The organism is Streptomyces sp. NPDC093598 (assembly GCF_044764825.1).
Lineage (GTDB): Bacteria > Actinomycetota > Actinomycetes > Streptomycetales > Streptomycetaceae > Streptomyces.
On sequence record NZ_JBIWIV010000002.1, the window covers coordinates 756,099 to 778,576 of the forward strand.

General features: G+C 72.1%; 24 protein-coding genes and 1 tRNA gene. 19 read left to right on the forward strand and 6 right to left on the reverse strand.

Annotated elements, in window-relative coordinates; all coding sequences use genetic code 11:
• Positions 1-606: 606 nt before the first annotated feature.
• The 11 genes from ACIRDU_RS09410 to ACIRDU_RS09460 all read left to right on the forward strand — a co-directional run bounded on the left by ACIRDU_RS09410 (position 607) and on the right by ACIRDU_RS09460 (position 9,707).
• Entirely contained in the window at positions 607-2,685 is a 2,079-nt protein-coding gene (locus ACIRDU_RS09410) for an ATP-binding protein (RefSeq protein WP_403576412.1), read from the forward strand.
• 68 nt (positions 2,686-2,753) lie between these two features.
• Positions 2,754-3,185, forward strand: a complete 432-nt coding sequence (locus tag ACIRDU_RS09415; RefSeq protein WP_030840841.1) for a roadblock/LC7 domain-containing protein — start codon at positions 2,754-2,756, stop codon at positions 3,183-3,185.
• A 2-nt stretch (positions 3,186-3,187) separates the two neighbouring features.
• Positions 3,188-3,559 carry a DUF742 domain-containing protein gene (locus ACIRDU_RS09420; RefSeq protein ID WP_403577351.1) on the forward strand — a complete coding sequence of 124 codons (372 nt, stop codon included), beginning with the start codon at positions 3,188-3,190 and terminating at the stop codon, positions 3,557-3,559.
• Positions 3,537-4,166, forward strand: a complete 630-nt coding sequence (locus ACIRDU_RS09425) for a GTP-binding protein (protein ID WP_403576415.1) — start codon at positions 3,537-3,539, stop codon at positions 4,164-4,166. Before ACIRDU_RS09420 ends, ACIRDU_RS09425 begins: the two co-directional genes overlap by 23 nt.
• A gap of 61 nt (positions 4,167-4,227) precedes the next feature.
• Positions 4,228-4,800: a GAF domain-containing protein gene (locus ACIRDU_RS09430; RefSeq protein ID WP_403576417.1), complete on the forward strand. Its 573-nt coding sequence runs from the start codon at positions 4,228-4,230 to the stop codon at positions 4,798-4,800.
• A gap of 180 nt (positions 4,801-4,980) precedes the next feature.
• On the forward strand, positions 4,981-6,009 hold the full coding sequence (gene tdh / locus ACIRDU_RS09435; protein WP_403576419.1) for an L-threonine 3-dehydrogenase: 1,029 nt from the start codon (positions 4,981-4,983) through the stop codon (positions 6,007-6,009).
• Positions 6,010-6,045: 36 nt separating this feature from the next.
• A complete protein-coding gene (locus tag ACIRDU_RS09440) occupies positions 6,046-7,239 on the forward strand; it encodes a glycine C-acetyltransferase (RefSeq protein ID WP_403576421.1) in 1,194 nt (397 codons plus the stop codon).
• Between the two features lie 35 nt (positions 7,240-7,274).
• Positions 7,275-8,177, forward strand: coding sequence for a LysR family transcriptional regulator (locus tag ACIRDU_RS09445; RefSeq protein WP_403576423.1), 903 nt, complete (start codon positions 7,275-7,277; stop codon positions 8,175-8,177).
• Between the two features lie 46 nt (positions 8,178-8,223).
• A complete protein-coding gene (locus ACIRDU_RS09450; RefSeq protein WP_403576425.1) occupies positions 8,224-8,796 on the forward strand; it encodes a helix-turn-helix domain-containing protein in 573 nt (190 codons plus the stop codon).
• The gene (locus ACIRDU_RS09455; RefSeq protein ID WP_403576427.1) at positions 8,793-9,320 is read left to right on the forward strand and encodes a GNAT family N-acetyltransferase; all 528 of its coding nucleotides are present in this window, start codon (positions 8,793-8,795) and stop codon (positions 9,318-9,320) included. Before ACIRDU_RS09450 ends, ACIRDU_RS09455 begins: the two co-directional genes overlap by 4 nt.
• Positions 9,321-9,350: 30 nt before the next feature.
• A complete protein-coding gene (locus ACIRDU_RS09460) occupies positions 9,351-9,707 on the forward strand; it encodes an MmcQ/YjbR family DNA-binding protein (protein WP_403576429.1) in 357 nt (118 codons plus the stop codon).
• A 13-nt stretch (positions 9,708-9,720) separates the two neighbouring features.
• On the opposite strand, the gene ACIRDU_RS09465 is transcribed toward ACIRDU_RS09460, so the two are convergent.
• Positions 9,721-10,632, reverse strand: a complete 912-nt coding sequence (locus ACIRDU_RS09465; RefSeq protein ID WP_403576431.1) for a transketolase family protein — start codon at positions 10,630-10,632, stop codon at positions 9,721-9,723.
• Between the two features lie 32 nt (positions 10,633-10,664).
• Positions 10,665-11,369 (reverse strand): transketolase, encoded by a 705-nt coding sequence (locus tag ACIRDU_RS09470; RefSeq protein ID WP_403576433.1) that lies wholly within the window; start codon positions 11,367-11,369, stop codon positions 10,665-10,667.
• A gap of 136 nt (positions 11,370-11,505) precedes the next feature.
• On the opposite strand from ACIRDU_RS09470, the gene ACIRDU_RS09475 reads away from it, so the two are divergent.
• A tRNA-Pro gene (locus ACIRDU_RS09475) sits at positions 11,506-11,579 on the forward strand.
• Positions 11,580-11,651: 72 nt separating this feature from the next.
• Here the strand turns inward: ACIRDU_RS09475 and ACIRDU_RS09480 are convergent.
• The 4 genes from ACIRDU_RS09480 to ACIRDU_RS09495 form a co-directional block, all read right to left on the reverse strand.
• Positions 11,652-12,653 carry a glycoside hydrolase family 43 protein gene (locus ACIRDU_RS09480; protein WP_403576435.1) on the reverse strand — a complete coding sequence of 334 codons (1,002 nt, stop codon included), beginning with the start codon at positions 12,651-12,653 and terminating at the stop codon, positions 11,652-11,654.
• A 33-nt stretch (positions 12,654-12,686) separates the two neighbouring features.
• Positions 12,687-13,214 carry an NUDIX hydrolase family protein gene (locus ACIRDU_RS09485; RefSeq protein ID WP_356915934.1) on the reverse strand — a complete coding sequence of 176 codons (528 nt, stop codon included), beginning with the start codon at positions 13,212-13,214 and terminating at the stop codon, positions 12,687-12,689.
• 292 nt (positions 13,215-13,506) lie between these two features.
• Positions 13,507-14,319: an SAM-dependent methyltransferase gene (locus tag ACIRDU_RS09490; protein ID WP_403576437.1), complete on the reverse strand. Its 813-nt coding sequence runs from the start codon at positions 14,317-14,319 to the stop codon at positions 13,507-13,509.
• Between the two features lie 157 nt (positions 14,320-14,476).
• Entirely contained in the window at positions 14,477-15,292 is an 816-nt protein-coding gene (locus ACIRDU_RS09495) for a hypothetical protein (protein WP_403576439.1), read from the reverse strand.
• A gap of 195 nt (positions 15,293-15,487) precedes the next feature.
• Here ACIRDU_RS09495 and ACIRDU_RS09500 point away from each other — a divergent pair, with 195 nt between their 5' ends.
• Genes ACIRDU_RS09500 through ACIRDU_RS09530 form a run of 7 tightly spaced genes read left to right on the forward strand, consistent with a single transcriptional unit; the run spans position 15,488 to position 22,467 of the window.
• Positions 15,488-16,177, forward strand: coding sequence for a helix-turn-helix domain-containing protein (locus tag ACIRDU_RS09500; RefSeq protein WP_403576441.1), 690 nt, complete (start codon positions 15,488-15,490; stop codon positions 16,175-16,177).
• Between the two features lie 52 nt (positions 16,178-16,229).
• Positions 16,230-17,555, forward strand: coding sequence for a M24 family metallopeptidase (locus tag ACIRDU_RS09505; protein WP_403576443.1), 1,326 nt, complete (start codon positions 16,230-16,232; stop codon positions 17,553-17,555).
• Positions 17,555-18,532, forward strand: a complete 978-nt coding sequence (locus ACIRDU_RS09510) for a thiamine pyrophosphate-dependent dehydrogenase E1 component subunit alpha (RefSeq protein WP_403576445.1) — start codon at positions 17,555-17,557, stop codon at positions 18,530-18,532. The genes ACIRDU_RS09505 and ACIRDU_RS09510 overlap by 1 nt, the downstream gene beginning before the upstream one ends.
• Positions 18,520-19,500 carry an alpha-ketoacid dehydrogenase subunit beta gene (locus ACIRDU_RS09515; protein ID WP_403576447.1) on the forward strand — a complete coding sequence of 327 codons (981 nt, stop codon included), beginning with the start codon at positions 18,520-18,522 and terminating at the stop codon, positions 19,498-19,500. Before ACIRDU_RS09510 ends, ACIRDU_RS09515 begins: the two co-directional genes overlap by 13 nt.
• A gap of 41 nt (positions 19,501-19,541) precedes the next feature.
• Positions 19,542-20,903 carry an amidohydrolase family protein gene (locus ACIRDU_RS09520; RefSeq protein ID WP_403576449.1) on the forward strand — a complete coding sequence of 454 codons (1,362 nt, stop codon included), beginning with the start codon at positions 19,542-19,544 and terminating at the stop codon, positions 20,901-20,903.
• Positions 20,900-21,781, forward strand: coding sequence for a cupin domain-containing protein (locus tag ACIRDU_RS09525; protein WP_403576451.1), 882 nt, complete (start codon positions 20,900-20,902; stop codon positions 21,779-21,781). Before ACIRDU_RS09520 ends, ACIRDU_RS09525 begins: the two co-directional genes overlap by 4 nt.
• Positions 21,778-22,467, forward strand: coding sequence for an SDR family oxidoreductase (locus ACIRDU_RS09530; RefSeq protein ID WP_403576453.1), 690 nt, complete (start codon positions 21,778-21,780; stop codon positions 22,465-22,467). Before ACIRDU_RS09525 ends, ACIRDU_RS09530 begins: the two co-directional genes overlap by 4 nt.
• Positions 22,468-22,478 lie beyond the last annotated feature (11 nt).

Sequence of the window (22,478 nt, forward strand, 5' to 3'; positions counted from 1 at the left end):
GGCGTACGGCAGACGGACGGCGAGGGCCGGGGAGCGAGAGGCTCCCCGGCCCTCGCCGTCTCCGTGTGACCGCTTCTGACCAGGTCGGATCGAAGTGTTTTCGTTCATGGTCGGATGCCTGAAGGCGTTATCGGTCTGCCGTACGAGACCTCATACCAGAGCGGGACGCTCAGCGTATGAGTTTGTCAACTGCCCACCGCACATGATGCGCTGGCGACTACTGTCAGTGGCCGTCGGGAAACAGGGCGGATCAGGAGCGGGGGCAGGCACGTGCAGGCGCAGGGCGGACGAGGGAGTCGACGCGACGGGGATGCCCGCTGCCCGCGCGCCACCGACGCCGGCACGGGTGCGGGCGCCGAGGCGGGCGCCGGGGCCGCTGACGCGGTTGCCGCCGTCGGTGGCACGGGTGCTGCCGGCGCCGGTGCGGGCGTCGCCGGAGCCCTGGGCCCGGGCCGGCACGCGGGCCCCGGTGGCGTCGGGGCCGTGCGGAAGCGGAGTGAGCCCGGGCGTGCGACCCGGGGCGCGCGCAAGCGGCCACGCGAACCCGGCCGCACCCCCGCAAGCGCCCCTGGCACCCAGGCCCGACGGACCAGTACGAGGACACCGATGTCTCACCTCCGCGCCCCGGCCGCACGCGCAGACCGCCGTGAGGGCGGGCGGCACGGGCGGCCTGCCGTCCGCACCGCACCCGCGTTGCCCGAGACCCATATACGGCCCCAGCTGCTGCGCCTCGCGGTGCTGCCGCCCGTCGCCGTCGCCCTCAGCGGCTGCGCCGCCGTCCTCTTCACCGTCCGGTCCACCGGAGTGCGGCCGGGCCCCACCCTGTGGGCCGTGCTCGGCGGCGCGGTCTTCGTGGCCTTCGTCGGCATCGCCGTGGCCGCGGTCGCCGCCAACCGGGCCGCACGGTCCGTGCACGACCGCATCGGCGTGCTGCGCCGCAGCACCGCGCGGCGCGAGGCCGAGCTGCGCACCCTCGTCGAGACACTGCGCCGCGGCGACGGCCCGCCGCAGCTCGCACCACAGAGCCGGCCCGACGGTGCCGCAGGGGACGCCGACGACTTCGACCTCCTCACCGCCGACCTGTCCCGCGCGCACGACGGCGCCGTCACCGCCGTCGTGCAGGCCTCCCAGCTCTCCAGTCAGACCGGGAGCGAACAGAAGCTCGAGGTGTTCGTCAACCTCGCCCGGCGCCTTCAGTCCCTGGTGCACCGCGAGATCTCCATCCTCGACGAGCTGGAGAACGAGATGGAGGACCCCGACCTGCTCAAGGGGCTCTTCCACGTCGACCATCTCGCCACCCGCATCCGCCGCCACGCCGAGAACCTCGCCGTGCTCGGCGGGGCCGTCTCCCGCCGCCAGTGGAGCAACCCGGTCTCCATGACCGAGGTGCTGCGCTCGGCCATCGCCGAGGTCGAGCAGTACTCGCGGGTCAAGCTCGTGCCGCCGATCGACGGGCAGCTGCGCGGCCACGCCGTCGCCGACGTCATCCACCTCCTGGCCGAACTCGTCGAGAACGCCACTGTCTTCTCCGCCCCGCACACCCAGGTGCTGCTGCGTGCCAACCTCGTGACCTCCGGGCTCGCCGTCGAGGTCGAGGACCGCGGACTCGGCATGCCCCTGGAGGAGCAGACGCGGATGAACGCGCTGCTCGCCGACCCCGACCAGGTGAACGTCGCCCGCCTCCTCGCGGACGGCCGCATCGGCTTGTTCGTCGTCTCCCAGCTCGCCCGTCGGCACGGCATCACCGTCCGCCTCCAGACCAACATCTACGGCGGAGTGCAGGCGGTGCTCGTCGTGCCGCAGGCGTTGCTGGGAGCGGAGGCCGGGGCGGGGACGCCAGGGGGAGCGGGGCAGCCGGACGGGCAGACCGGAGGGCAGGGGCACAACGGGCAGGCTGCGGTCGGTGCCGGTGCCGGGTCCTTTGTCGGGGGCGCCTCCAGAGGGCAATTCCCGGGCGGGGAGGCCGACTTCGGGGTCTCGTCCGTGCCGCTGCCCTCGTCCGGATCAGGGCCGTCGGCCCCGCTCTCCGCACCCGCGGCATCCCCGGGGCACGAGCAGGAAGCCGAACCCGGCCCGGGCGGGAGCGCGCAGGGCGGCCGGCCCGCGCCGCTGCCCTTGCGCGGGGCCCGCCGGGAGCGTCCCACCCCGGCCGAGGCACGGCCCGGTATCAGTCCCGAGGACCGGCGCGTCCTCGCCGAGAACGTCACCGCGCCTCCCACCCCCCGCAACGGCGCCGTGCGCGGCACCATGGGCAAGCCCCAACTGCCACGACGCCGCGCCCAGGAGCACATCGCACCGCAGCTGCGCGACGGCCCGGCGCCGCGCCAGGACCCCGAGCACCTCGTGGGCCACGACCCCGGACTGATGGCGGCCTTCCAGCGCGGCATCAGCCTGGCGGAGGCCCAGCAGAGCATCGAGGCCGGGAACACGGAGTGGGGCGACATGGAGACGGCCCCCACGGAGTCCGCGCACATGGACTCCGCGCACATGGACTCCACGCACATGGACTCCGCCCACACGGAGCCGACACCCAGGGCGTCCGCCCACAGGGACCCGATGCCCGTCCGGCCGGTTCACCTCGAGGCGCTCCCCTCGGAGTTGTCCCCCTCGAGCGGGCCGACGCCCGCCTCCCGTTCCGACCACCGCACGACCACCCGGCAGGACGGGAGCGCACCTGCCGGATGACCACCCCCCTTTCCACCCCCACCTCCAGCGCTCCCGCAGACCTTCGTACCCCAAGGAGTCGATCCACCATGGCGAGCGATGCGCCGACCGCCCATGTTTCCGATCTCGACTGGCTGATGAGCGGCCTCGTGCAGCGCGTACCGCACACGACCGCCGCGGTGCTCCTGTCCTGCGACGGGCTCGTGAAGTCCGTGCACGGCCTCGACCCGGACAGCGCCGACCACATGGCCGCCCTGGCCTCCGGCCTGTACTCCCTCGGCCGCAGCGCCGGTGTCCGCTTCGGCGACGGCGGCGACGTGCGGCAGGTCGTCGTCGAACTGGCCTCCACCTTGCTGTTCGTCACCACCGCCGGCTCCGGCACCTGCCTGGCCGTCCTGGCCGGCCGCGAGGCCGACGCGGCCGTGCTGGGCTATGAGATGGCGATGCTGGTCAAGAGCGTCCGCCCCTACCTGGTGACCGCTCCCCGGCAGTCCGTCGAATCCCCGGCGATGAGGCCTTGAGCGTGACGGCGGCCGGTGACGGGCCCTGGCTCGACGACGCGGCCGGGCGGCTGGTGCGGCCGTTCACGGTCAGCAACGGCCGCACCCGTCCCACCGTCGCGCTCGACCTCGTGTCGCAGGTGATGGCCACCGGGGCGACCCCCCTCGGCTATCTCGGCCCCGAGCACGCGCAGGCGATCGAACGGTGCCGGGTGCCCGTCGCCGTCGCCGAGGTCTCCGCCCATCTCAAACTGCCGGTGGCCGTCACCAAGGTGCTGCTGGCGGACCTCGTCGACTGCGGGGCGCTGACCACCAAGCCCCCCGCGTTCCACCACAACCCGACGGACCGGGCCCTTCTGGAGGCAGTGCTCGATGGACTACGACGACAGCTCTGACTACACCGACGGGCCGGGCCACGGCGCCGACCCGTTCCCCACCGCGCTGAAGATTCTGGTGGCGGGCGGGTTCGGCGTGGGCAAGACGACCTTCGTCGGCGCGGTCAGCGAGATCGCGCCGCTCAGCACGGAGGAGCTGCTCACCACCGTCAGTGCCGCGACCGACAACCTCGACGGCATCGAGAACAAGGTCGAGACGACCGTGGCCATGGACTTCGGCCGCATCACCCTCGACCCGGAACACGTGCTGTACCTGTTCGGCACGCCCGGACAGGAGCGGTTCTGGTTCATGTGGGACGAGTTGTGCGAGGGCGCGCTCGGCGCGGTCATCCTCGCCGACACCCGCAGGCTCCAGGAGTGTTTCGCGGCCGTCGACTTCTTCGAACAGCGCGACCTCGGCTTCATCGTCGCCGTCAACGAGTTCGACGGCGCCTACCGCTACGACCCCGAGGAGGTGCGGGGTGCCCTCGACCTGTCCGAGGACGTCCCCGTCGTGTGCTGCGACGCGCGGATCTCCAGCTCCGGGGTCCAGACCCTGCTGACCCTGGTGCGCCATCTCATCGCCCACACGCCGGCTCCCGCGACGGAGTATGGCGCCCACATGTGACCCCCTCATACCCCCCAGGGAGCCCGTATATGACGAAAGTCCACAGCCCAGGAGCATGCCCATGACCTACGACCCGCCGCGCCCGGCCGGTCGTCTGCTGCTCACACCCGAGGACAAGGAGGCCCCCGCCCGCACCCGCCGACTGCGCCGACTGGGCCTGGGGGAGCGCCCCGAACCCGCACTCGACGCCTTCGCCCACTGCCTCGCCGAGCTCACCGGGGTGCCGTACGCCATGGTCAACCTCCCCGACGAACAGGGGCAGTTCTACGCTGGCCTGTATGTACCGCCTGTCGCACCGGTCGTGCGCAGCGACGGCACCAGTCCGCGCCTCGGCCGCACCCTGCCCCGCGACCACGGGTTCTGCCCCCATGTGGTGGCGCGCCGCAAGGCCCTCGCCCTGGAGGACGTCGGTGATTATCCGCGGTTCGCGGGCAATCCGGTGGTCGACGAGTTCGGCTTCCGGTCCTATCTGGGAGCCCCGCTCATCGACGGCACGGGTCTGGTGCTGGGCACGGTCAGTATCGCGGACGTCGAGCCGCGGCCGTGGGGGAAGCCGGGCCTGACGGCGATCAAGGAACACGCCGCGCAGCTCGTCATGGAGCTGGAGTCCCGGGACGGCCTGCCGCCCTACTGAAACCCCGGGTTCGCACAGGACACCTGAGGGCGTGAAGGAAAGCTGAGGCGGCGCTTAAGAAATCCTCGATGGACCGGCGCGGCTGCGTACGGCAGATTGCGGTGCGATCCCACTCCTCTCCCGGTCCAGGGGTTCCTTCGGCGTGCCCGGGGCCGGGACTCACCCACAGGAGCCGTAGCGGTGAAGGCGCTGGTCAAGCAGAAGGCGGAACCCGGGCTGTGGCTCGCGGACGTCCCCGAGCCCACCGTCGGGCCCGGCGACGTCCTCATCAAGGTGCTGCGCACCGGTATCTGCGGCACCGATCTGCACATCCGGGCCTGGGACGGCTGGGCCCAGCAGGCGATCAGCACCCCGCTCGTGGTCGGGCACGAGTTCGTCGGCGAGGTCGTCGAGACCGGGCGCGACGTCACCGACATCGGCATCGGCGACCGGGTCAGCGGTGAGGGCCATCTGGTCTGCGGCAAGTGCCGCAACTGCCTGGCCGGCCGCCGTCACCTCTGCCGGGCCACCGTGGGACTCGGCGTCGGCCGGGACGGGGCGTTCGCCGAGTACGTCGCGCTGCCCGCCGCCAACGTGTGGGTGCACCGGGTCCCCGTCGACCTCGACGTGGCCGCGATCTTCGACCCGTTCGGCAACGCCGTGCACACCGCGCTGTCGTTCCCGCTCGTCGGCGAGGACGTCCTGGTCACCGGCGCGGGTCCGATCGGTCTGATGGCAGCCGCCGTGGCCAAGCACGCAGGTGCCCGCAACGTCGTGATCACCGACGTCAGCGAGGAGCGGCTGGAACTCGCCCGCAAGATCGGCGTCAGCCTCGCGCTGAACGTCTCCTCAGCCACCATCGCCGACGGCCAGCGCACGCTCGGACTGCGTGAGGGCTTCGACATCGGCCTGGAGATGTCCGGCCGCCCCGAGGCCATGCGCGACATGATCGCCAACATGACGCACGGTGGCCGGATCGCGATGCTCGGCCTGCCCGCGCAGGAGTACCCCGTCGACTGGTCCCGCATCGTCACCTCGATGATCACCATCAAGGGCATCTACGGCCGTGAGATGTTCGAGACCTGGTACGCCATGTCGGTCCTGCTGGAGGCCGGCCTGGACCTCGCGCCCGTCATCACCGGCCGCTACGACCACCGCGACCACGAGGCGGCGTTCGAGGACGCGGCGAGCGGCCGCGGCGGCAAGGTCATCCTCGACTGGACCGCGTAACCCCCCTTTCCGCAAGCACCTTAGGAGAGCTTCCCCATGTTCGACTCCGTGCGCGACGACCTGCGCGCCACCCTCGACGAGATCCGCGCCGCCGGCCTGCACAAGCCCGAGCGCGTCATCGGCACCCCGCAGTCCGCCACCGTGAACGTCACCGGGGGCGGCCGTCCCGGCGAGGTCCTCAACTTCTGCGCCAACAACTACCTCGGCCTCGCCGACCACCCCGAGGTCGTCGCCGCCGCCCACGAAGCCCTGGACCGCTGGGGCTACGGCATGGCCTCCGTCCGCTTCATCTGCGGCACCCAGGAGGTGCACAAGGAACTGGAGGCCAGGCTCTCGGCGTTCCTCGGCCAGGAGGACACGATCCTCTACTCCTCCTGCTTCGACGCCAACGGCGGCGTGTTCGAGACCCTGCTCGGCCCGGAGGACGCGGTCATCTCCGACGCGCTCAACCACGCCTCCATCATCGACGGCATCCGCCTGTCCAAGGCCCGCCGCCTGCGCTACGCCAACCGTGACCTGGGCGAACTGGAGGCCCGCCTCAAGGAGGCCTCCGACGCGCGCCGCCGTCTGATCGTCACCGACGGCGTGTTCTCCATGGACGGCTACGTTGCCCCGCTGCGCGAGATCTGCGACCTCGCCGACCGCTACGACGCGATGGTCATGGTCGACGACTCCCACGCGGTCGGCTTCGTCGGACCCGGCGGCCGCGGCACGCCCGAGCTGCACGGCGTGATGGACCGCGTCGACATCATCACCGGCACCCTCGGCAAAGCCCTCGGCGGCGCGTCCGGCGGCTACGTCTCGGCCCGCGCCGAGATCGTCGCCCTGCTGCGCCAGCGCTCCCGGCCGTACCTGTTCTCCAACACGCTCGCCCCGGTGATCGCGGCCGCCTCCCTGAAGGTGCTGGACCTGCTGGAGTCGGCGGACGACCTGCGCGTCCGGCTGGCCGAGAACACGGCCCTCTTCCGCGGCCGGATGACCGAGGAGGGCTTCGACGTCCTCCCCGGCGACCACGCCATCGCCCCGGTGATGATCGGGGACGCGGCGGTCGCCGGGCGCATGGCGGAGCTGCTGCTGGAGCGCGGCGTCTACGTCATCGGTTTCTCGTACCCGGTGGTGCCGCAGGGCCAGGCCCGGATCCGCGTCCAGCTGTCGGCCGCGCACTCCACGGACGACGTCAACCGCGCGGTGGACGCGTTCGTGGCGGCACGGGCCGAGCTGGAGGGCTGACCGGCGGCACGGGGTGCATTTGAGACAATCGATGCATGATCGAAGCGCGGCGGCTCCACATCCTCCGGGCGGTGGCCGACCACCGTACGGTGACGGCGGCTGCCGCCGCGCTGTATCTCACCCCGTCGGCCGTCTCCCAGCAGCTTGCCGCCCTGGAGCAGGAGACCGGCCACCGGCTCGTCGAGCGCGGCGCCAAGGGCGTGCGGCTCACCCCCGCCGGCGAGATCCTGCTCAACCACACCAACGCGGTCCTCGCCCAGCTGGAGCGGGCCGAGGCCGAGCTGGCCGCATACAGCTCGGGAGCGGCCGGCACCGTCACGGTCGCCTCCTTCGCGACCGGCATCGCCCTGGTCGTCGCGCCCGCCGTGGCCGGTCTCGCCCGGTCGGCGCCCGGGATCCGCATCCGCGTCCAGGACGCCGAGGGCGACGCCAGCCTTCCGATGGTGCTGGACCGGCAGGTCGATGTCGCCGTCGCCGTCGAGTACCGCGGGGCCCCGCCCGCCGACGATCCGCGACTGGCCCACGTGCCGCTGTACGCCGAGCCCTTCGACGCGGTCGTCCCGGTCACCCACCGCCTGGCCGACGCGGCCGAGGTGCCGCTCGCCGAACTGGCCAAGGACCCGTGGATCGGCCAGTACCCCGGCAACCCCTGCCACGACGTGGTGATACTGGCCTGCGAGAACGCCGGTTTCGAGCCCCGCATGGAGCACTCCTCGGACGACTTCCGCGCGGTCGTCGCCCTCGCCTCGGCCGATGCGGGCGTCGCCCTGGTACCGCGCTCGGCGCTGCGCGGCATGGACCTCACCGGGGTGGTCGTCCGCCCGGTCGACGGGACGGCCCCCACCCGCCGGGTCTTCGCCGCCGTACGCCGGGGAGCCGAGGAACACCCCCTCATCCGCCCGGTGCTCGACGCGCTCGGCACGGCGGCCCGGGTGTGAGCGGTTCGTAACCCAGCCGTCTCATATCCGGGATAGCGTCCCGGATATGAGAACCGACGAGATGGGCCCCGTCGACGCCCGGCTGGGTGCGCGCCTGGCCGAGCTGCGGGCCCAACACGGCTGGTCCCTGGGCGAGTTGGCCGACCGCAGCGGGGTGAGCCGGTCCACCCTGTCCCGGGCCGAACGGGCGGAGATCAGCCCCACGGCCGCACTCCTGAACCGCCTGTGCGCCGTCTACGGCCGCACCATGTCCCAGCTCCTCAGCGAGGTCGAGGCCGAACCGGAGGCCGTCGTCCGCTCCACCGGCCAGCTCGTCTGGCAGGACCGGGCCTCCGGCTTCGTACGGCGATCCGTGTCGCCGCCGCACCCCGCCCTGCGCGGCGAACTGGTCGAGGCCCGCCTCCCGCCCGGTGCCGACCTCGCCTACGACCGTCCGCCCGTGGCCGGTCTGGAGCAGCACATCTGGGTCCTGGAGGGTGCCCTGGAGGTGACCGCGCAGGACACCGAACACCGCCTGGACGCCGGTGACTGCCTGCGGATGCGGGTGTGGGGGCCGACCCGGTTCCGGTGCACGGCTCCCGAGGGCGTCCGCTATCTGCTGGCGGTGGTGCGGCCGTGATCCGCCTGGACGAGACCCGACTGCTCGCCTGCGCATCCGAGTTGGCGGATCTGCTGGCCGCCACCGTGAACGGGGGCGCCTCGGTCGGCTTCCTCGCCCCGCTCAGCCATGCGGAGGCCCTGGCCTGGTGGGAGGGCCGGGCGGCCGATGTCGCCGCGGGCCGGCTCGCCGTGTGGGCGGCGTACGACCGGGACCGCGTGCTCGGCACCGTGAGCCTGGCGTTCCCGGGCAAGGCCAACAGCCGGCATCGCGCCGAGCTCGTGAAGCTGATGGTGCACCCGGACGCCCGGGGCCGCGGCCTCGCCCGCGGGCTCCTGGCCACGGCGGAGGACGCGGCCGCGGCGGCCGGAGTCACGCTCCTGCACCTGGACACCGAGACCGGCAGCCCCGCCGAGCGTCTGTACCGGTCCACCGGCTGGACCCCGATCGGCGCGATCCCCGACTACGCGGCGGACCCCGGCGGAGTGCTGCGGCCGACGACGATCTACTACAAGCGCGTACCGGCAACCGCTCCCACCAGGTGATTGTCAGTGGGAGCCGATACGGTGCGTGCCATGCCGGATGCCGAAGACGTACGACGGATCGCCCTGTCCCTGCCGGACACGACGGAGAAGATCGCCTGGAGCATGCCCACGTTCCGGGTCGCGGGGAAGATGTTCGCCACCCTGCCGGAGGACGAGACCTCCCTCGCCGTGCGCTGCCCCAAGGAAGAGCGGAACGAACTGGTGCTCGCCGAGCCGGGGAAGTTCTGGATCGCCGACCACGAGTCCCAGTTCGCCTGGGTGCGGGCCCGGCTCGACGCCATCGAGGACGAGGCCGAACTGCGCGACATCCTCGCCGACTCCTGGCGCCAGGCCGCCCCGACCCGGCTCCTGGAGGCACACCCCCGGCTCGGCCTGCCGGCGGAGTGACGTCCTCCCCGTCTCACACCCGGACCGCCGCCCCGACGAAGCTCCCGATGCGCTCCCGCAGCGACCGGGCGTCGAGACCGTGGGCGGCGACATGCTCCGCCGGCTGCCCGTACCGCCGCAGTTCGCGACGGCCCACGCCCAGCCCGAGGACCCGGTGCGGCAGATCCGACAGCGCGTCGTTCGCGGCGGCTGTCGACGTGCCCGCCAGGTAGGGCTCGACGAGGACGACGTCCGTCCCGGCCGCCTCGGTGGCCCGGCGCAGAGCGGCTCCGTCGAAGGGGCGGACGGTGGTGGCGTACAGGACGGTGACGTCCATGTCCTCGGTGGCCGCGAGCACCGCGTCGAGCATCGGCCCTACGGCGACCACGACACCGGAGCGCCCCTCCCGGACGGTGCGGAACCGCTCCCCGTCGACCGGCAGGGCCCGCCCGTTGGCCTGCAGGGACAGCCGTACGTACACCTTGTCGTCGCCCGCCGCGACCGCGTGCCGGAGCAGCGTCTCGGCCTCGTCCGGGTGCCCCGGCACATGGACGGTCCAGCCGTCCAGGGTGTCGAGCAGCGCCACATCGCCCGGCGCCATGTGGGTGTAGCCGCCCGCGGGCCAGTCGAAGGAGGCGGCGGCGCTCACCAGCACCGCGCCCGCGTCCTGGTGCCCGAGGTCCAGCTTGATCTGTTCGAAGGGCCGCTCCACGAGGAAGCTGGCGAAGGTGTGCACGACGGGCCGCAGCCCGGTCAGCGCCAGTCCCGCCGCCGCCCCGACCAGGAGCTGCTCGCGGATGCCGACGTCGATGACCCGGCCGGGATGGCGGCGGGCGGCCCCGGCGAAGCCGTCCGTGCCGATCGCGGCGAGGACCACGGCGACCCGGGGGTCCTCGTCGAGCAGCCTGGAGACGACAGGGGCGAGACGGTCACGCATGGTGTCCATGGAGTTGAGGTTCCTCTCGGTGCGGGGGGGGCTCAGGCGGACTTCGGTTCGACCCGGGCCACGACCACGTGCGGGCGGCCCGGGTGCGGCGCGGTGAAGGCGGCGTACAACGCCTCGTGGTCACGGCCGTCGACGGTCAGCGCGGACCAGCCCGCCGCCTCGAAACGGGCGGCGATCCCGCCGGGCCGCGCGTACGTCGCGGAGGAGTTGTCGACGACGACGGTGTGCAGCCGGTCGAGCCCCGCGGGCCCGGCGAAGGCGATCGCCTCGTGGTTGCTGCCCTCGTCCAGCTCGGCGTCCCCGATCAGCGCCCACACCCGCGGCTCGTCCAGCCCCTGGGCACGCAGCCCCAGCGCCGTACCGACGGCGATCGGCAGCCCGTGCCCCAGCGATCCGCTGCCGATCTCGGCCCCCGGCACGAGCGTCCGGTCGGGGTGGTGGCCGAGCGGGGAGTCGTACGAGCCGAAGCCCGGCAGCCACTCCACCGGCACGAACCCCTTGGCGGCCAGCACGGCGTAGTACGCCATCGGCCCGTGCCCCTTCGACAGCAGGAACCGGTCCCGCTCCGGATCGGTCCTGCCCTCGGGGCTCACCCGCAGCACCCGGTCGTAGAGCACCCACAGCACGTCCAGCGTGGACGTCGCGGCCGGGCCGTGCTTCTCGTCGCCGGTCATCAGGCCCATCAGCCCCGGCAGGTCGGCATACATGTAGGTCTTCATCCGCGTCGCGTCGGTCATGACGACGAGCGTGCAACCTCGACCATGCTTGAGGTCAAGCGGCGCCGTCCCGGAAACGGATGCGCGATCACCGGTGTGAGTGCGGTATTGTTTCCCTGCGCGTTCGGCCGGGGGAATCCCCAGGTCAGACGGGCAACGGGACGTGGCGCAGCTTGGTAGCGCACTTGACTGGGGGTCAAGGGGTCGCAGGTTCAAATCCTGTCGTCCCGACAGAGTCGACCAGCGGGTCTGCCGATATCGGCAGACCCGCTGATTGCGTTCCGGGGGATTCGCCGGGCGGGCTCAGCCGCCGCCGTCCAAGTCGTCGCGCCGGCGCGCAACCTCCAGCTCGTGGCCGCCCAGCCGCATCTCGTACAGCTTGCCGCGGGCGTTCTCGAAGGGCCGGTGGAGGATCATCATCAGCCGGCCGTCGAAGGTGTGGAAGAGCATGCCGTGACCGCTGTCCTCGCGGACCAGCGGACGGCGCTGCTCCCACGGCCCCGTGAGGTCCCCGGATCTCGATACGGCGTACGTCTGCACATAGCCGCCGCTGACGGTGCCGTCCTGGCCGGCCACGTTCTTCTCGTAGGTCGACCACAGCATGAGCAGGGACCCGTCGGGGGTGCGGTACAGCTGGGGGCCGTCGGTGATGTAGGGCGGCAGCTGGTGCGGGACGCCGGCGGGGATCTGCTCGCCGGTCCAGGGCGCGTCCGAGGCCTTGAAGAGGAACACCGGGTCGCCGGCCGTCCGGGACAGGTCCGGGCTCAGACGGACCGCCTCCATCGTTCCGTCGATGGTCTGGAGCCACTCGTGCGCGTACACCATCCAGGGCTGACCGGACGGGTCGACGTACAGCGTGCCGTCCAGGGTCATGAGGTGCTCGGGCGGGACGGGGCGGGACGGGTCGAGCACCGTGAAGGGACCGAGCAGGGAGTCGGAGACCGCCGTGATCGTGCCGCGCATGTGGGTCGGGGTCCGGAAGGGCACCCCCCACTGATTCGCCGGCGGGACCGGAAGGGGCCGGTCCGCGTTGTGCAGCGTCGTGAACAGGTAGTACCTGCCGTCCCAGGCGTGCACCTCCGGCGCCCACGCCCCGTCCGTGGCCCAGATGCCCTCCTGCCCGGCGGTCAGGAAGACCACCACGGGCGGCGTCCAGTCGCGCAGGTCGTGGCTGCGGTAGACCATCGTGCCGATGCCGTCCACGCCCGACACGGACGGGACGTTGGAGGTGTAGAGGTGGTAGGTGCGGGTCCGGTCGTCGGCGACGACGAACGGGTCGTGCAGCGGCATGCCGGGAAGCTGCATCGGCGGTGGTCCTTTCCTGACCGCCCGGGTGGGTCAGATCACGCAGCCCGCATGCGCCAGCGCCTGCTTCAGCAGCACCCCGTGCCCGCCCGGCATCTCGCTCTGCACCGCCTCCGAGACGGCGTCCTGCGGGCTGAACCACACCAGGTCGAGCGCGTCCTGCCGGGGCCGGCAGTCGCCCGTCACCGGCACGATGTACGCGAGGGACACCGCGTGCTGGCGGGGATCGTGGTACGGCGTGATGCCCTGCGTCGGGAAGTACTCCGCGACCGTGAACGGCTGGAGCGACGCCGGGACGCGGGGGAGCGCGACCGGGCCGAGGTCCTTCTCCAGGTGACGCAGCAGCGCGTCGCGGACGCGTTCGTGGTGCAGTACACGGCCGGAGACGAGCGTCCGGCTGACCGTGCCGTCGGGGCCGATGCGCAGCAGCAGGCCGACACTGGTGACTTCGCCGCTGTCGTCGACGCGGACCGGGACGGCCTCGACGTACAGGATCGGCATGCGAGCGCGTGTCATCTCCAGTTCGTCGGAGGACAGCCAGCCGGGCGTGGTTTCGGTCATGTCAGACATTGCTTGATCATACTTTCAGCCGTTCGGACTTCCTGGGTAGCCGCTTCAGGAGAACTGTGACCGGCCACACGCCCGTTCAATCGTCCTCCTGCGCATCGTCCGGCAGCCCGTCAGACCCTGAGGGCGTTGTCCCGCCCGGTCGGCGTGATCTCCGGGGCCTCCGCGAGGACCGCACCGGCCCGGGCGGGGCCGACGTAGTGGACGGTCAGGCCGACGTCGGGGTACACCTGCTCGACACGCGTACTCCGCGGTTCCTCCGGTCTTCTGCGACGAAGGCGGCCCGTCAGGGCTTCACGGCCACCGCCCCGTACTGCGGCACCAGCACGGCCGAGCCGGGCTCGGCACGCCACTGACCGCACGACACCATGCCCGGCTCCAACAGCTCCAGCCCCTCGAAGAACGCGGCGATGTCCGCGCCGGCGCGGGCGGTGATCGGGGGAGTGGCGTTCTCGTTCCAGAACTTCATGGCCGGGATCTGGCCCGCGCCGCCCAGTTCGTCGTCGAAGGTCGGGTGGGTGAGGACCAGGAAGCTGCCCGAAGGCACCGCGGCCATCACCCGGCGCACGATGTCCCGGGCCTTCTCGGCGTCCAGGACGAAGTTGAGGATGCCCAGCATCATCACGGCGATGGGCCGGGTGAAGTCGAGGGTCTGCGCCGCCCGTTCGAGGATGGCGTCCGGGTCGTGCACATCGGCGTCGATGTAGGAGGTGACGCCCTCGTGGGTGCCGGTCAGCAGTGTGCGGGCGTGCACCAGCACGATCGGGTCGTTGTCGACGTAGACGATGCGCGAGTCGGGCGCGAGGCGCTGGGCGATCTCGTGGGTGTTGTCCGCCGTCGGCAGTCCCGTGCCGATGTCGAGGAACTGCCGCACGCCGCGCTCACCGGCGAGGAACGACACGGCCCGGCCGAGGAAGTCCCGGTCGGCCCGGGCGATGTCCCGGATGATCGGGAACATGCCGGCGACCTGCTCGCCGACCTGCTGGTCGACCTCGTAGTTGTCCTTGCCGCCGATCCAGTAGTTCCACACGCGCGCGTTGTGCGCCACACCGGTGTTCAGCCTCGCCGACCCGCCCGAAGGGGTGTGGCCATCGCTCACGACTCGTCCTCTCCTCGCACTCGCACGAACGACCGAAACCGGTCATCGCCGCCATTGTGCCGCTCCGGTGATCACGCTGTCCCGGGAATCGGCTGAGCGGGCACGGGCGTTGGGACGGGGCCGGCGTGCGGGAGAAGCTGCCTGCCGTGCGGCCGGTCTAGCCGGGGCTCGCGGCGGGCGACTTCCCGGCGAGGACGTCCTCGAGGCGCTGGGTGCCCTGCTGCACCGCCTGCTTCGCGGAGTCGTTCTCGTCCCCGTCGAGCCCGCCCGCCGTGACGGTGATCGCGTCTGCGCCGACCCGTACGGCGGCGACGTCCAGGGTCAGCGTGGCCTCGTTGCCGCCGGTCGAGCCCTGCACCGTCACGCGCAGGCCCTGCCGGGCGTCCCCCACCGCGGGCAGCGAGATCGCGATGACCTGGACGGTGCGCCGCTCGCCGCCGTCGGTCACGGTGAACTGGTCGCACTTCTCCGGCAGGGTCGCCATCCAGTCCAGCGAATCCTGCGGGTCGGTCCGGTCGTAGGAGGCGACCTGGTACAGCAGGCGGGAGTCGCCCTGCTGGAAACCGCGCAGCTCGGACGCGCCCGACGGCCTGCCCAGCAGATCGTCGTCGAACAGGGAGTCGAGGAGCCGCCGGCAGTCGGACGCCTGGGCCTCGGCGGTGAGGAAGTCCGAGACGTCGACCGTGCCGATGAGCAGGCTGTCGTGCCAGTTCCTCGCCTCCGTGTCCTTCACCTGGGTCCAGTCGTCCTCGATGTCCGCCTCGGTGATCAGCGCGGTCCGGGCGCCGTCCGTGGAGAGGGTGGCGGTGGGCGAGGGGGTCTGCCGCTTCCCGGCGACCTGTGACGCGGTGACGCCAGGGACGCGCGCACCGTCCGTGCCGCCGTCGTCCGAGCAGGCGGCGATGGAGAGCAGCGTGCCTGCCGCCAGGGCGGGGGAGAGGACGCGGACGAGCCGGGACGGACGACGGGTCATCGGGAGTGCCTCCTGGGAACGTGGCGCGTGCCCCCAGCGCACCACCGCCGCCGACGGCCCACCACCGGCGTCGGACCGTTCGGGTGAGGTCCGCAAGGCACTCCGCAGGACAGGGAACTGCCCGACTCCTGGCGTGAGAGCTCGCGCGCGCTGTTCAATGAAGCTGCACACGCTGCCCGAGCAGAGGAGCCGCCCGTGTCATCCGCCGTCGTGCCGCCCGTCGGCGCGCGTATCCGGCAGGCGCGCCTGGAGCGCGGTACGAGTCTGCGCGCGCTGGCGCGGGAGGTCGGTGTGTCGGCGAGTCTCGTTTCGCAGATCGAGACCGGCAAGAGCCAGCCGTCCGTCAGCACGCTGTACGCGATCACCACGGCGCTGGGGATCTCCGTGGAGTCCCTCTTCGATGCCCGGGAGGGTGCCCGGGAGGGTCTCCGGGAGCCGGTCCGGGAGCCGGTCCGGGCGGGCGCCGGAGCGGGTCCGCCCGCCGCGTCCCCCGCCACCGTGCCGCACGCCCTCGCCGCCTTCGCCGCCGATCCGGGGCGGCGGATCGGACCGCTGGTCGGCGCGGGCGGGCGCGAGACCCTGGAGCTGGACTCGGGCGTCGTGTGGGAGCGTCTCGGGCGGGTGCCGGGCGCGGAGGCCGACTTCCTGCTGGTGACGTACCGGCCCGGTGGCTCGTCCTCCGGCTCCGGCGCGCTGATGCGGCACCCCGGCACCGAGTACGGGTACCTGACCTCCGGCGAGCTGATCCTCACCCTCGGTTTCGAGGAGTACACGGTGCGGCCGGGCGATTCCGTCTGCTTCGAGTCGACGACACCCCACCGCTACCGCAACGATGGAGAGGTACCGGCTGTGGGCGTCTGGTTCGTGTCCGGCGATGTTCAGTGACACTTGACACCCACCGCACACGGGCGTTCACTCCGAAGTGGGGGTGGTCGCCATGGCGATCCGCACATATGGCCCCAACGCCGTCGACTGGGAAGAGCGCATCGACCTGGACCGGCTGCGCGGACAGCGGCTGGCCCGGCTGCACGAGTCCCTGAACCGCTCCGAGCTCGGCGCGGTGCTCAGCTTCGACTTCGCCAACATCCGCTACATGACGGCCACCCACATCGGCACCTGGGCGATGGACAAGCTGATCCGCTTCGCCCTGCTGGTGCGCGACGGGGAACCGGTCGTCTGGGACTTCGGCTCCGCCGCCCGCCACCACCAGCTGTACAACCCGTGGCTCGACTACAGCGACGGCAAGGGCGGCCCGCCCACCGGTGCCCGCGCCGGCATCTCCACCCTGCGCGGTGCCTTCCACCCGGACGCCGGGATCGCCGAGGACGTGGCCGCCAAGATCGCCTCCGAGCTGCGCGACCACGGCCTCGCGGGCGAACCGCTCGGCGTCGACGTCGCCGAGATGCCGGTCCTCGCCGCCCTGCGCGCCGAGGGCATCGACGTCGTCGACGGGCAGCAGGTCTTCCTGGAGGCCCGCCGCATCAAGACCGGCGACGAGATCGCCCTGCTCACCCAGGCCTGCGCCATGGTCGACGCGGCCTACGAGGAGCTGTACGGGTATCTGCGCCCGGGCGTACGAGAGAACGAGTGCGTCGGCGTGGTCAGCAAGGTGCTCTACGACCTCGGCAGCGAGTACGTCGAGGGCGTCAACGCCATCTCGGGCGAGCGCTGTTCACCGCATCCGCACGTCTACAGCGACCGTCTGATCCGCCCCGGCGACCCCGCCTTCTTCGACATCCTGCACAGCCACCTCGGCTACCGCACCTGCTACTACCGCACGTTCGCCGTCGGCAGCGCCTCCGGTGCGCAACGGGACGCCTATGTGCGCTGCCGTGCGTACATGGACGAGGCCATCGCCCTGGTCCGGCCGGGCGCCACCACCGCCGACATCGTGCGGGTCTGGCCGCGTGCCGAGGAGTTCGGCTTCACCGACGAGACGGCCGCCTTCGCCCTGCAGTACGGCCACGGCGTCGGCCTGTCGATCTGGGAGAAGCCGATCTTCAGCCGCCTGGTCTCCCTCGACCACCCCGAAGTCCTCGAGGAGGGCATGGTGTTCGCCCTGGAGACCTACTGGCCGGCCGCCGACGGCTGGTCCGCCGCCCGGATCGAGGAGGAACTGGTCGTCACCGCCGACGGCTGCGAGGTCATCACCAAGTTCCCCGCCGAGGAACTGCTGGTGGCCGGGCGCAAGTACTGGACGGTGGGCGGCGCGCTGAACACCCGTCGCGAGGCGCAGTCCCACCTCAACACCGGGGACCGCTGATGGACGCCACCGCACTCCTCGACCGGTACGAGCGGATGAACGTCATCCGCCGGACCGAGAAGGCCGCCCACGACCTGTTCCTGCGGGGGCTCGTGAAGGGCACCACGCATCTCGCCGCCGGGCAGGAGGCGATCGCCGTGGGCGCGAGCGCCGCCCTGCGCCCGGACGACTATGTGTTCGCCACCTATAGAGGCCACCACCATGCCCTCGCCCGGGGCGCCACCCCCGAGGAGTGCCTCGCCGAGCTGATGAGCCGGGCGACCGGGCTGTGCAAGGCCAAGGGCGGCTCCATGCACCTGACCAAGGCGGCCACCGGCATGCTCGGCTCGTACGCCATCGTCGGCTCGCATCTCCCGATGGCGGTGGGCGCGGCCTGGTCGGCCCGGCTGCGCGGCACCGAGCAGCTCGCGGTCGCCTTCTTCGGTGACGGCGCGACCAACATCGGCGCTTTCCACGAGTCCCTCAACCTGGCCGCCGTGTGGAAACTGCCGGTGCTGTTCGTGTGCGAGAACAACCTGTACATGGAGTACACGCCGATCGCCGACGTCACGGCCGTGCCACGCCCCGCCGCCGACCGGGCCCCCGCCCACGGCATCCCGGGCGAGGTCGTCGACGGCAACGACGTCGTGGCGGTCGAGGAGGCGGTAGGGCGGCTCGCGCGGCGGGCCCGGGCCGGAGACGGGCCCGCCGTGCTGGAGGCCGAGACCTACCGTCACTTCGGGCACAGCCGTGCCGACCCGGCGGCCTACCGCCCGGCCGAGGAGGTCGAACGGTGGCTGAAGGCCGATCCGTTGGATCTCGCGCGGGGGCGTCTGGCCGAACTGGGCGTGGGCGAGGAGACGGTCGCCGAGGCCGACGAGCGGGCCCGGGCCGTCGTGGAGCGGGCCGTCGAGGCGGCGAAGGCCGCGCCGCCGCCCGATCCGCGGGAGGCGCTGACCGACGTGTGGGCGGACGGAGGTGCCGCATGGCGGACGTGATCACCTACCGGGACGCGGTCGCCGAGGGCATCGCGCGTGAGATGCGCCGGGACGCGTCGGTGGTGTGCCTCGGGGAGGACATCGCCGCGGCCGGCGGGGTGTTCAAGACCACCACGGGGCTGCGAGAGGAGTTCGGGCCCGAGCGGGTTTGGGACACGCCCATCTCCGAACAGGCCATCGCGGGCGCGGCGATGGGCGCCGCCATGACCGGGATGCGGCCCGTCGCGGAGATCATGTTCTCCGACTTCCTGGCCTGCTGCTGGGACTACCTCGCCAACGAGATCCCCAAGGTCCGCTACATGACCGGCGGCCAGGTGACCGTGCCCCTCGTCGTACGCACCGCCAACGGTGGCGGCCTCGGCTTCGGCGCGCAGCACTCCCAGGCCACCGAGAACTGGGCACTGACCGTACCCGGACTGAAGATCGCGGCGCCGGCGACACCCGCCGACGTCATCGGCATGCTCGCGGCGTCGATCCGCAGCGACGACCCGGTGGTCTTCTTCGAGCACAAGGGGCTGCTCGCGACCAAGGGCCCACCGCCCCCGCCCGGTCACGTCGTCGAGCTGGGCCGGGCCGCGGTCGTCCGCGAGGGCGGCGACGTCACGCTCGTCGCGCTCGCCTCCATGGTTCCCCTGGCTCTGCGGGCCGCCGACGTGCTGGCCGCGGAGGGGATCGAGGCGGAGGTGGTCGACCTGCGCTGTCTGGTCCCGCTGGACGCCGCGACCGTCCTCGGCTCACTGCGCAGGACCTCGCGGCTCGTCACCGTCGAGGAGAACCCGTACCAGGGCGGCTGGGGCGCCACCGTCGTCTCGGTCGTCGCCGACGAGGGATTCGGCCTGCTGGACGCGCCCGTGCGGCGGGTGGCGGGGGAGTGCGTCCCGCTGCCGTTCGCCGACGCGCTGGAGGAGCAGGTCATCCCCACCGTCGACAAGCTCGTCACGGAGGTCCGCAGGCTCGCCGCGTACTGAGCCGCACACCCGCCATCGAACACCCCATGGGAGGAAGCGCGATGACCACAAGGACACTGCTGCGCTCCGGTCACGTGATCTCGATGGACCCGAACATCGGGGACCTGCCCCAGGGGGACGTCCTCGTCGAGGACGGCAGGATCGCGGCCGTCGAGCCCGAGATCAGCGCCGACGCCGAGGTCCTCGACATGACCGGCCACATCGTGATCCCCGGCTTCGTCGACACCCACCGCCACACCTGGGAGGCACCCATCCGGGGCGTCGCCCCCGACGCCACCCTCGACGACTACTTCGTCGACATCCTCGACACCTTCGCGCCCCTGTACACCCCCGAGGACGTCTACGCAGGCAACCTCGCGGGCGCGCTGGAGTGCCTCAACGCCGGCATCACCACGCTCGTCGACTGGTCGCACATCAACAACACCCCGGAGCATCCGGACGCGGCGATCCAGGGTCTGGCGGAGTCCGGCATCCGGGCGCAGTACGCGTACGGAAGCGCCAACACCTCCCTCGCGGACTACTGGTTCGAGAGCAAGATCGCCATTCCGGCGGACGACGTACGGCGGATCCGGTCGGCGCACTTCGCGTCCGACGACGGTCTGCTGACCATGGGCCTCGCCACCCGCGGCCCCGGCTTCTGCCTGAACGAGGTCGTCACCGCCGAGTGGGCCATGGCCCGTGAGCTGGGCCTGCCCATCACCGTGCACGTGGCCATGGGGCGGCTGGCCGGCCGCTTCGGCATGGTCAAGCAGCTTCACGACCTGGGGCTCCTCGGCCCGGACACCACCTATGTCCACAGCTGCTACCTCAGCGAAGAGGAGTGGCGGATGGTCGCCGACAGCGGCGGCACGGTGTCGATCGCGCCGCAGGTGGAGCTTCAGATGGGGCACGGCTGGCCGCCCGTGATGCAGGCGATCGAGCACGGTCTGCGGCCGTCGCTCAGCATCGACGTCGTCACCACGGTGCCCGGCGACATGTTCACCCAGATCCGCGCGGCCTTCGGTGCCGAACGCGCCCGCGTCAACGCCGACTGCTGGCAGGCCGACGTGCCGGTGCCCGACACCATGCTGACAGCACGTCAGATGCTGGAGATCGCCACGCTCAACGGCGCCCACGTCGCCGGGCTGGAGGACCGGACCGGCTCCCTCACCCCCGGCAAGCGCGCCGACATCGTCGCGGTCGACGCCACCGCACCGAACGTCGCCCCCGTGCACGACGCGGCGGCCGCGGTGACGCTGTGCGCCGACGTCTCCAACGTGGACACCGTCCTCGTCGACGGCGTGCTCCGCAAGCGCGACGGCGCGCTGCTCGGCGACACCGCACGCGCCCTGCGGCTCGTCGGCGAGTCCCGTGACCGGCTCCTCGCGGCGAAGGAGGCCAGGGGAGCGAAGGCACCGGCATGACGAATCACCTGGTGCGCCACGCCGACGACCTGCCCGAGCCGCCCTACGACGGCCACGGTCACCGGCGCCGGGCGCTGGTCGGCGAGGAGGACGGCAGCGTCCACACCGGCTTCGGCCTGTGCGAACTGCTCCCGGACGGCCGGGTGCCCGCCCATGTGCACTCGTACGAGGAGACCTTCCACGTCCTCGACGGAGCCGTGGTCCTCGACGCGCCCGACGGTTCGTACCTGCTGGAGGAGGGCGACTACGGCCTGCTGCCGACCGGCGTTCCGCACGCCTGGCGTGGGGCCGGGGGCACCGGCGGACGCTGGGCCGACATGCTGGCCCCGGTGCCGCGCGCCCGCTACGGCCACGACACCCAGGCCGTACCGGACCTGCCCGCGCGCGAGCCGGCCCGGTTGGACGTCCGCGACCCGCGCACCCGTTCCTTCGGCCACTTCGAGCCCGGCCAGATGGATCCCGGCAAGCAGTCGCAGGATCTGCTGGCCGTCACGGCGAGCATGCGGACCGCGCTGCTGGTCTACAGCGGGATCACGGTGAAGATGATGATCGACCGCGACCTGGGCGCGGTCGCCTCGACGATGTTCATGGTGCAGTACGCGTCCGACGGGGTCATCGGCACCCACGACCACCCCTTCGAGGAGACCTACCTGATCCTGGAGGGCGTGGCCGAGGCCACCCTCGACGGCGAGCGGTACCGGCTGGAGCGCGGCGATCTGGCCTGGGCGGGCACCGGATGTGTGCACGGTTTCGTCAACGCGGGGCAGGGGCCGCTGCGCTGGCTGGAGACACAGGCGCCGCAACCGCCGTCACGGCACTCGTACCGGTTCACGCGGGACTGGGACTACCTGCGCGCGGCACTGGAGGAGAAGTCATGAGCACTGTGCTCGTCGTCGGCGGCACGTCCGGGATCGGGCTCGAGTTCGCCCGGTCGCGGACCGGACAAGGAGACGACGTCGTCCTCACCAGCCGCGACACCCAGCGGGCCGAAGCGGTCGCGAAGGAGGTCGGCGCCCGCGGACTCGCCCTCGATCTGGCCCGGCCGCTGGAGATCGCGGCGGCCCTGGCCGGCATGGGGCGCGTCGACCATCTGGTGATCGCGGGTATCACCCGGGACGACAACAAGGTGACCGAGTACGACATCGGCGCCGCCCTGCACCTGGTCACCCTCAAGCTCGTCGGCTACACCGAGGTCGTGCACACGCTGCGCGGCAGGCTGCACGACGACAGCGCCATCGTGCTGTTCGGCGGCCAGGCCAAGGAACGCCCCTACCCGGGCGCGACGACGGTGGCGACGGTCAACGCGGGGGTGCGGGGCCTGATGAACTCCCTCGCCGTCGAACTCGCCCCCGTCCGGGTCAACGCCGTGCACCCCGGTGTCGTGGGCGACAGTCCGTACTGGCAGGCCAAACCGGAGAAGGTGCTCGCCGCGTTGCGCGCCGAGACCCCCACGGGACGGCTCGCCGTGATGGCGGACGTGGTCGACGCGGTGGACTTCCTGCTGCGCAACCGGTCGGTCAACGCGGTCGAACTGACGGTGGACGGAGGCTGGTTGCTCGGGTGAGCGAGCGGCCC

Coding starts and splice junctions, on each gene's coding strand:
- ACIRDU_RS09525 (WP_403576451.1), top strand. CDS start 20,900: ATGACGAATCACCTGGTGCGCCACGCCGACGACCTGCCCGAGCCGCCC.
- ACIRDU_RS09460 (WP_403576429.1), top strand. CDS start 9,351: ATGCCGGATGCCGAAGACGTACGACGGATCGCCCTGTCCCTGCCGGAC.
- ACIRDU_RS09505 (WP_403576443.1), top strand. CDS start 16,230: ATGGCGATCCGCACATATGGCCCCAACGCCGTCGACTGGGAAGAGCGC.
- ACIRDU_RS09470 (WP_403576433.1), bottom strand. CDS start 11,369: ATGACCGACGCGACGCGGATGAAGACCTACATGTATGCCGACCTGCCG.
- ACIRDU_RS09440 (WP_403576421.1), top strand. CDS start 6,046: ATGTTCGACTCCGTGCGCGACGACCTGCGCGCCACCCTCGACGAGATC.
- ACIRDU_RS09410 (WP_403576412.1), top strand. CDS start 607: ATGTCTCACCTCCGCGCCCCGGCCGCACGCGCAGACCGCCGTGAGGGC.
- ACIRDU_RS09425 (WP_403576415.1), top strand. CDS start 3,537: ATGGACTACGACGACAGCTCTGACTACACCGACGGGCCGGGCCACGGC.
- ACIRDU_RS09530 (WP_403576453.1), top strand. CDS start 21,778: ATGAGCACTGTGCTCGTCGTCGGCGGCACGTCCGGGATCGGGCTCGAG.
- ACIRDU_RS09510 (WP_403576445.1), top strand. CDS start 17,555: ATGGACGCCACCGCACTCCTCGACCGGTACGAGCGGATGAACGTCATC.
- ACIRDU_RS09450 (WP_403576425.1), top strand. CDS start 8,224: ATGAGAACCGACGAGATGGGCCCCGTCGACGCCCGGCTGGGTGCGCGC.
- ACIRDU_RS09465 (WP_403576431.1), bottom strand. CDS start 10,632: ATGGACACCATGCGTGACCGTCTCGCCCCTGTCGTCTCCAGGCTGCTC.
- ACIRDU_RS09445 (WP_403576423.1), top strand. CDS start 7,275: ATGATCGAAGCGCGGCGGCTCCACATCCTCCGGGCGGTGGCCGACCAC.
- ACIRDU_RS09485 (WP_356915934.1), bottom strand. CDS start 13,214: ATGACCGAAACCACGCCCGGCTGGCTGTCCTCCGACGAACTGGAGATG.
- ACIRDU_RS09520 (WP_403576449.1), top strand. CDS start 19,542: ATGACCACAAGGACACTGCTGCGCTCCGGTCACGTGATCTCGATGGAC.
- ACIRDU_RS09515 (WP_403576447.1), top strand. CDS start 18,520: ATGGCGGACGTGATCACCTACCGGGACGCGGTCGCCGAGGGCATCGCG.
- ACIRDU_RS09495 (WP_403576439.1), bottom strand. CDS start 15,292: ATGACCCGTCGTCCGTCCCGGCTCGTCCGCGTCCTCTCCCCCGCCCTG.
- ACIRDU_RS09480 (WP_403576435.1), bottom strand. CDS start 12,653: ATGCAGCTTCCCGGCATGCCGCTGCACGACCCGTTCGTCGTCGCCGAC.
- ACIRDU_RS09415 (WP_030840841.1), top strand. CDS start 2,754: ATGGCGAGCGATGCGCCGACCGCCCATGTTTCCGATCTCGACTGGCTG.
- ACIRDU_RS09430 (WP_403576417.1), top strand. CDS start 4,228: ATGACCTACGACCCGCCGCGCCCGGCCGGTCGTCTGCTGCTCACACCC.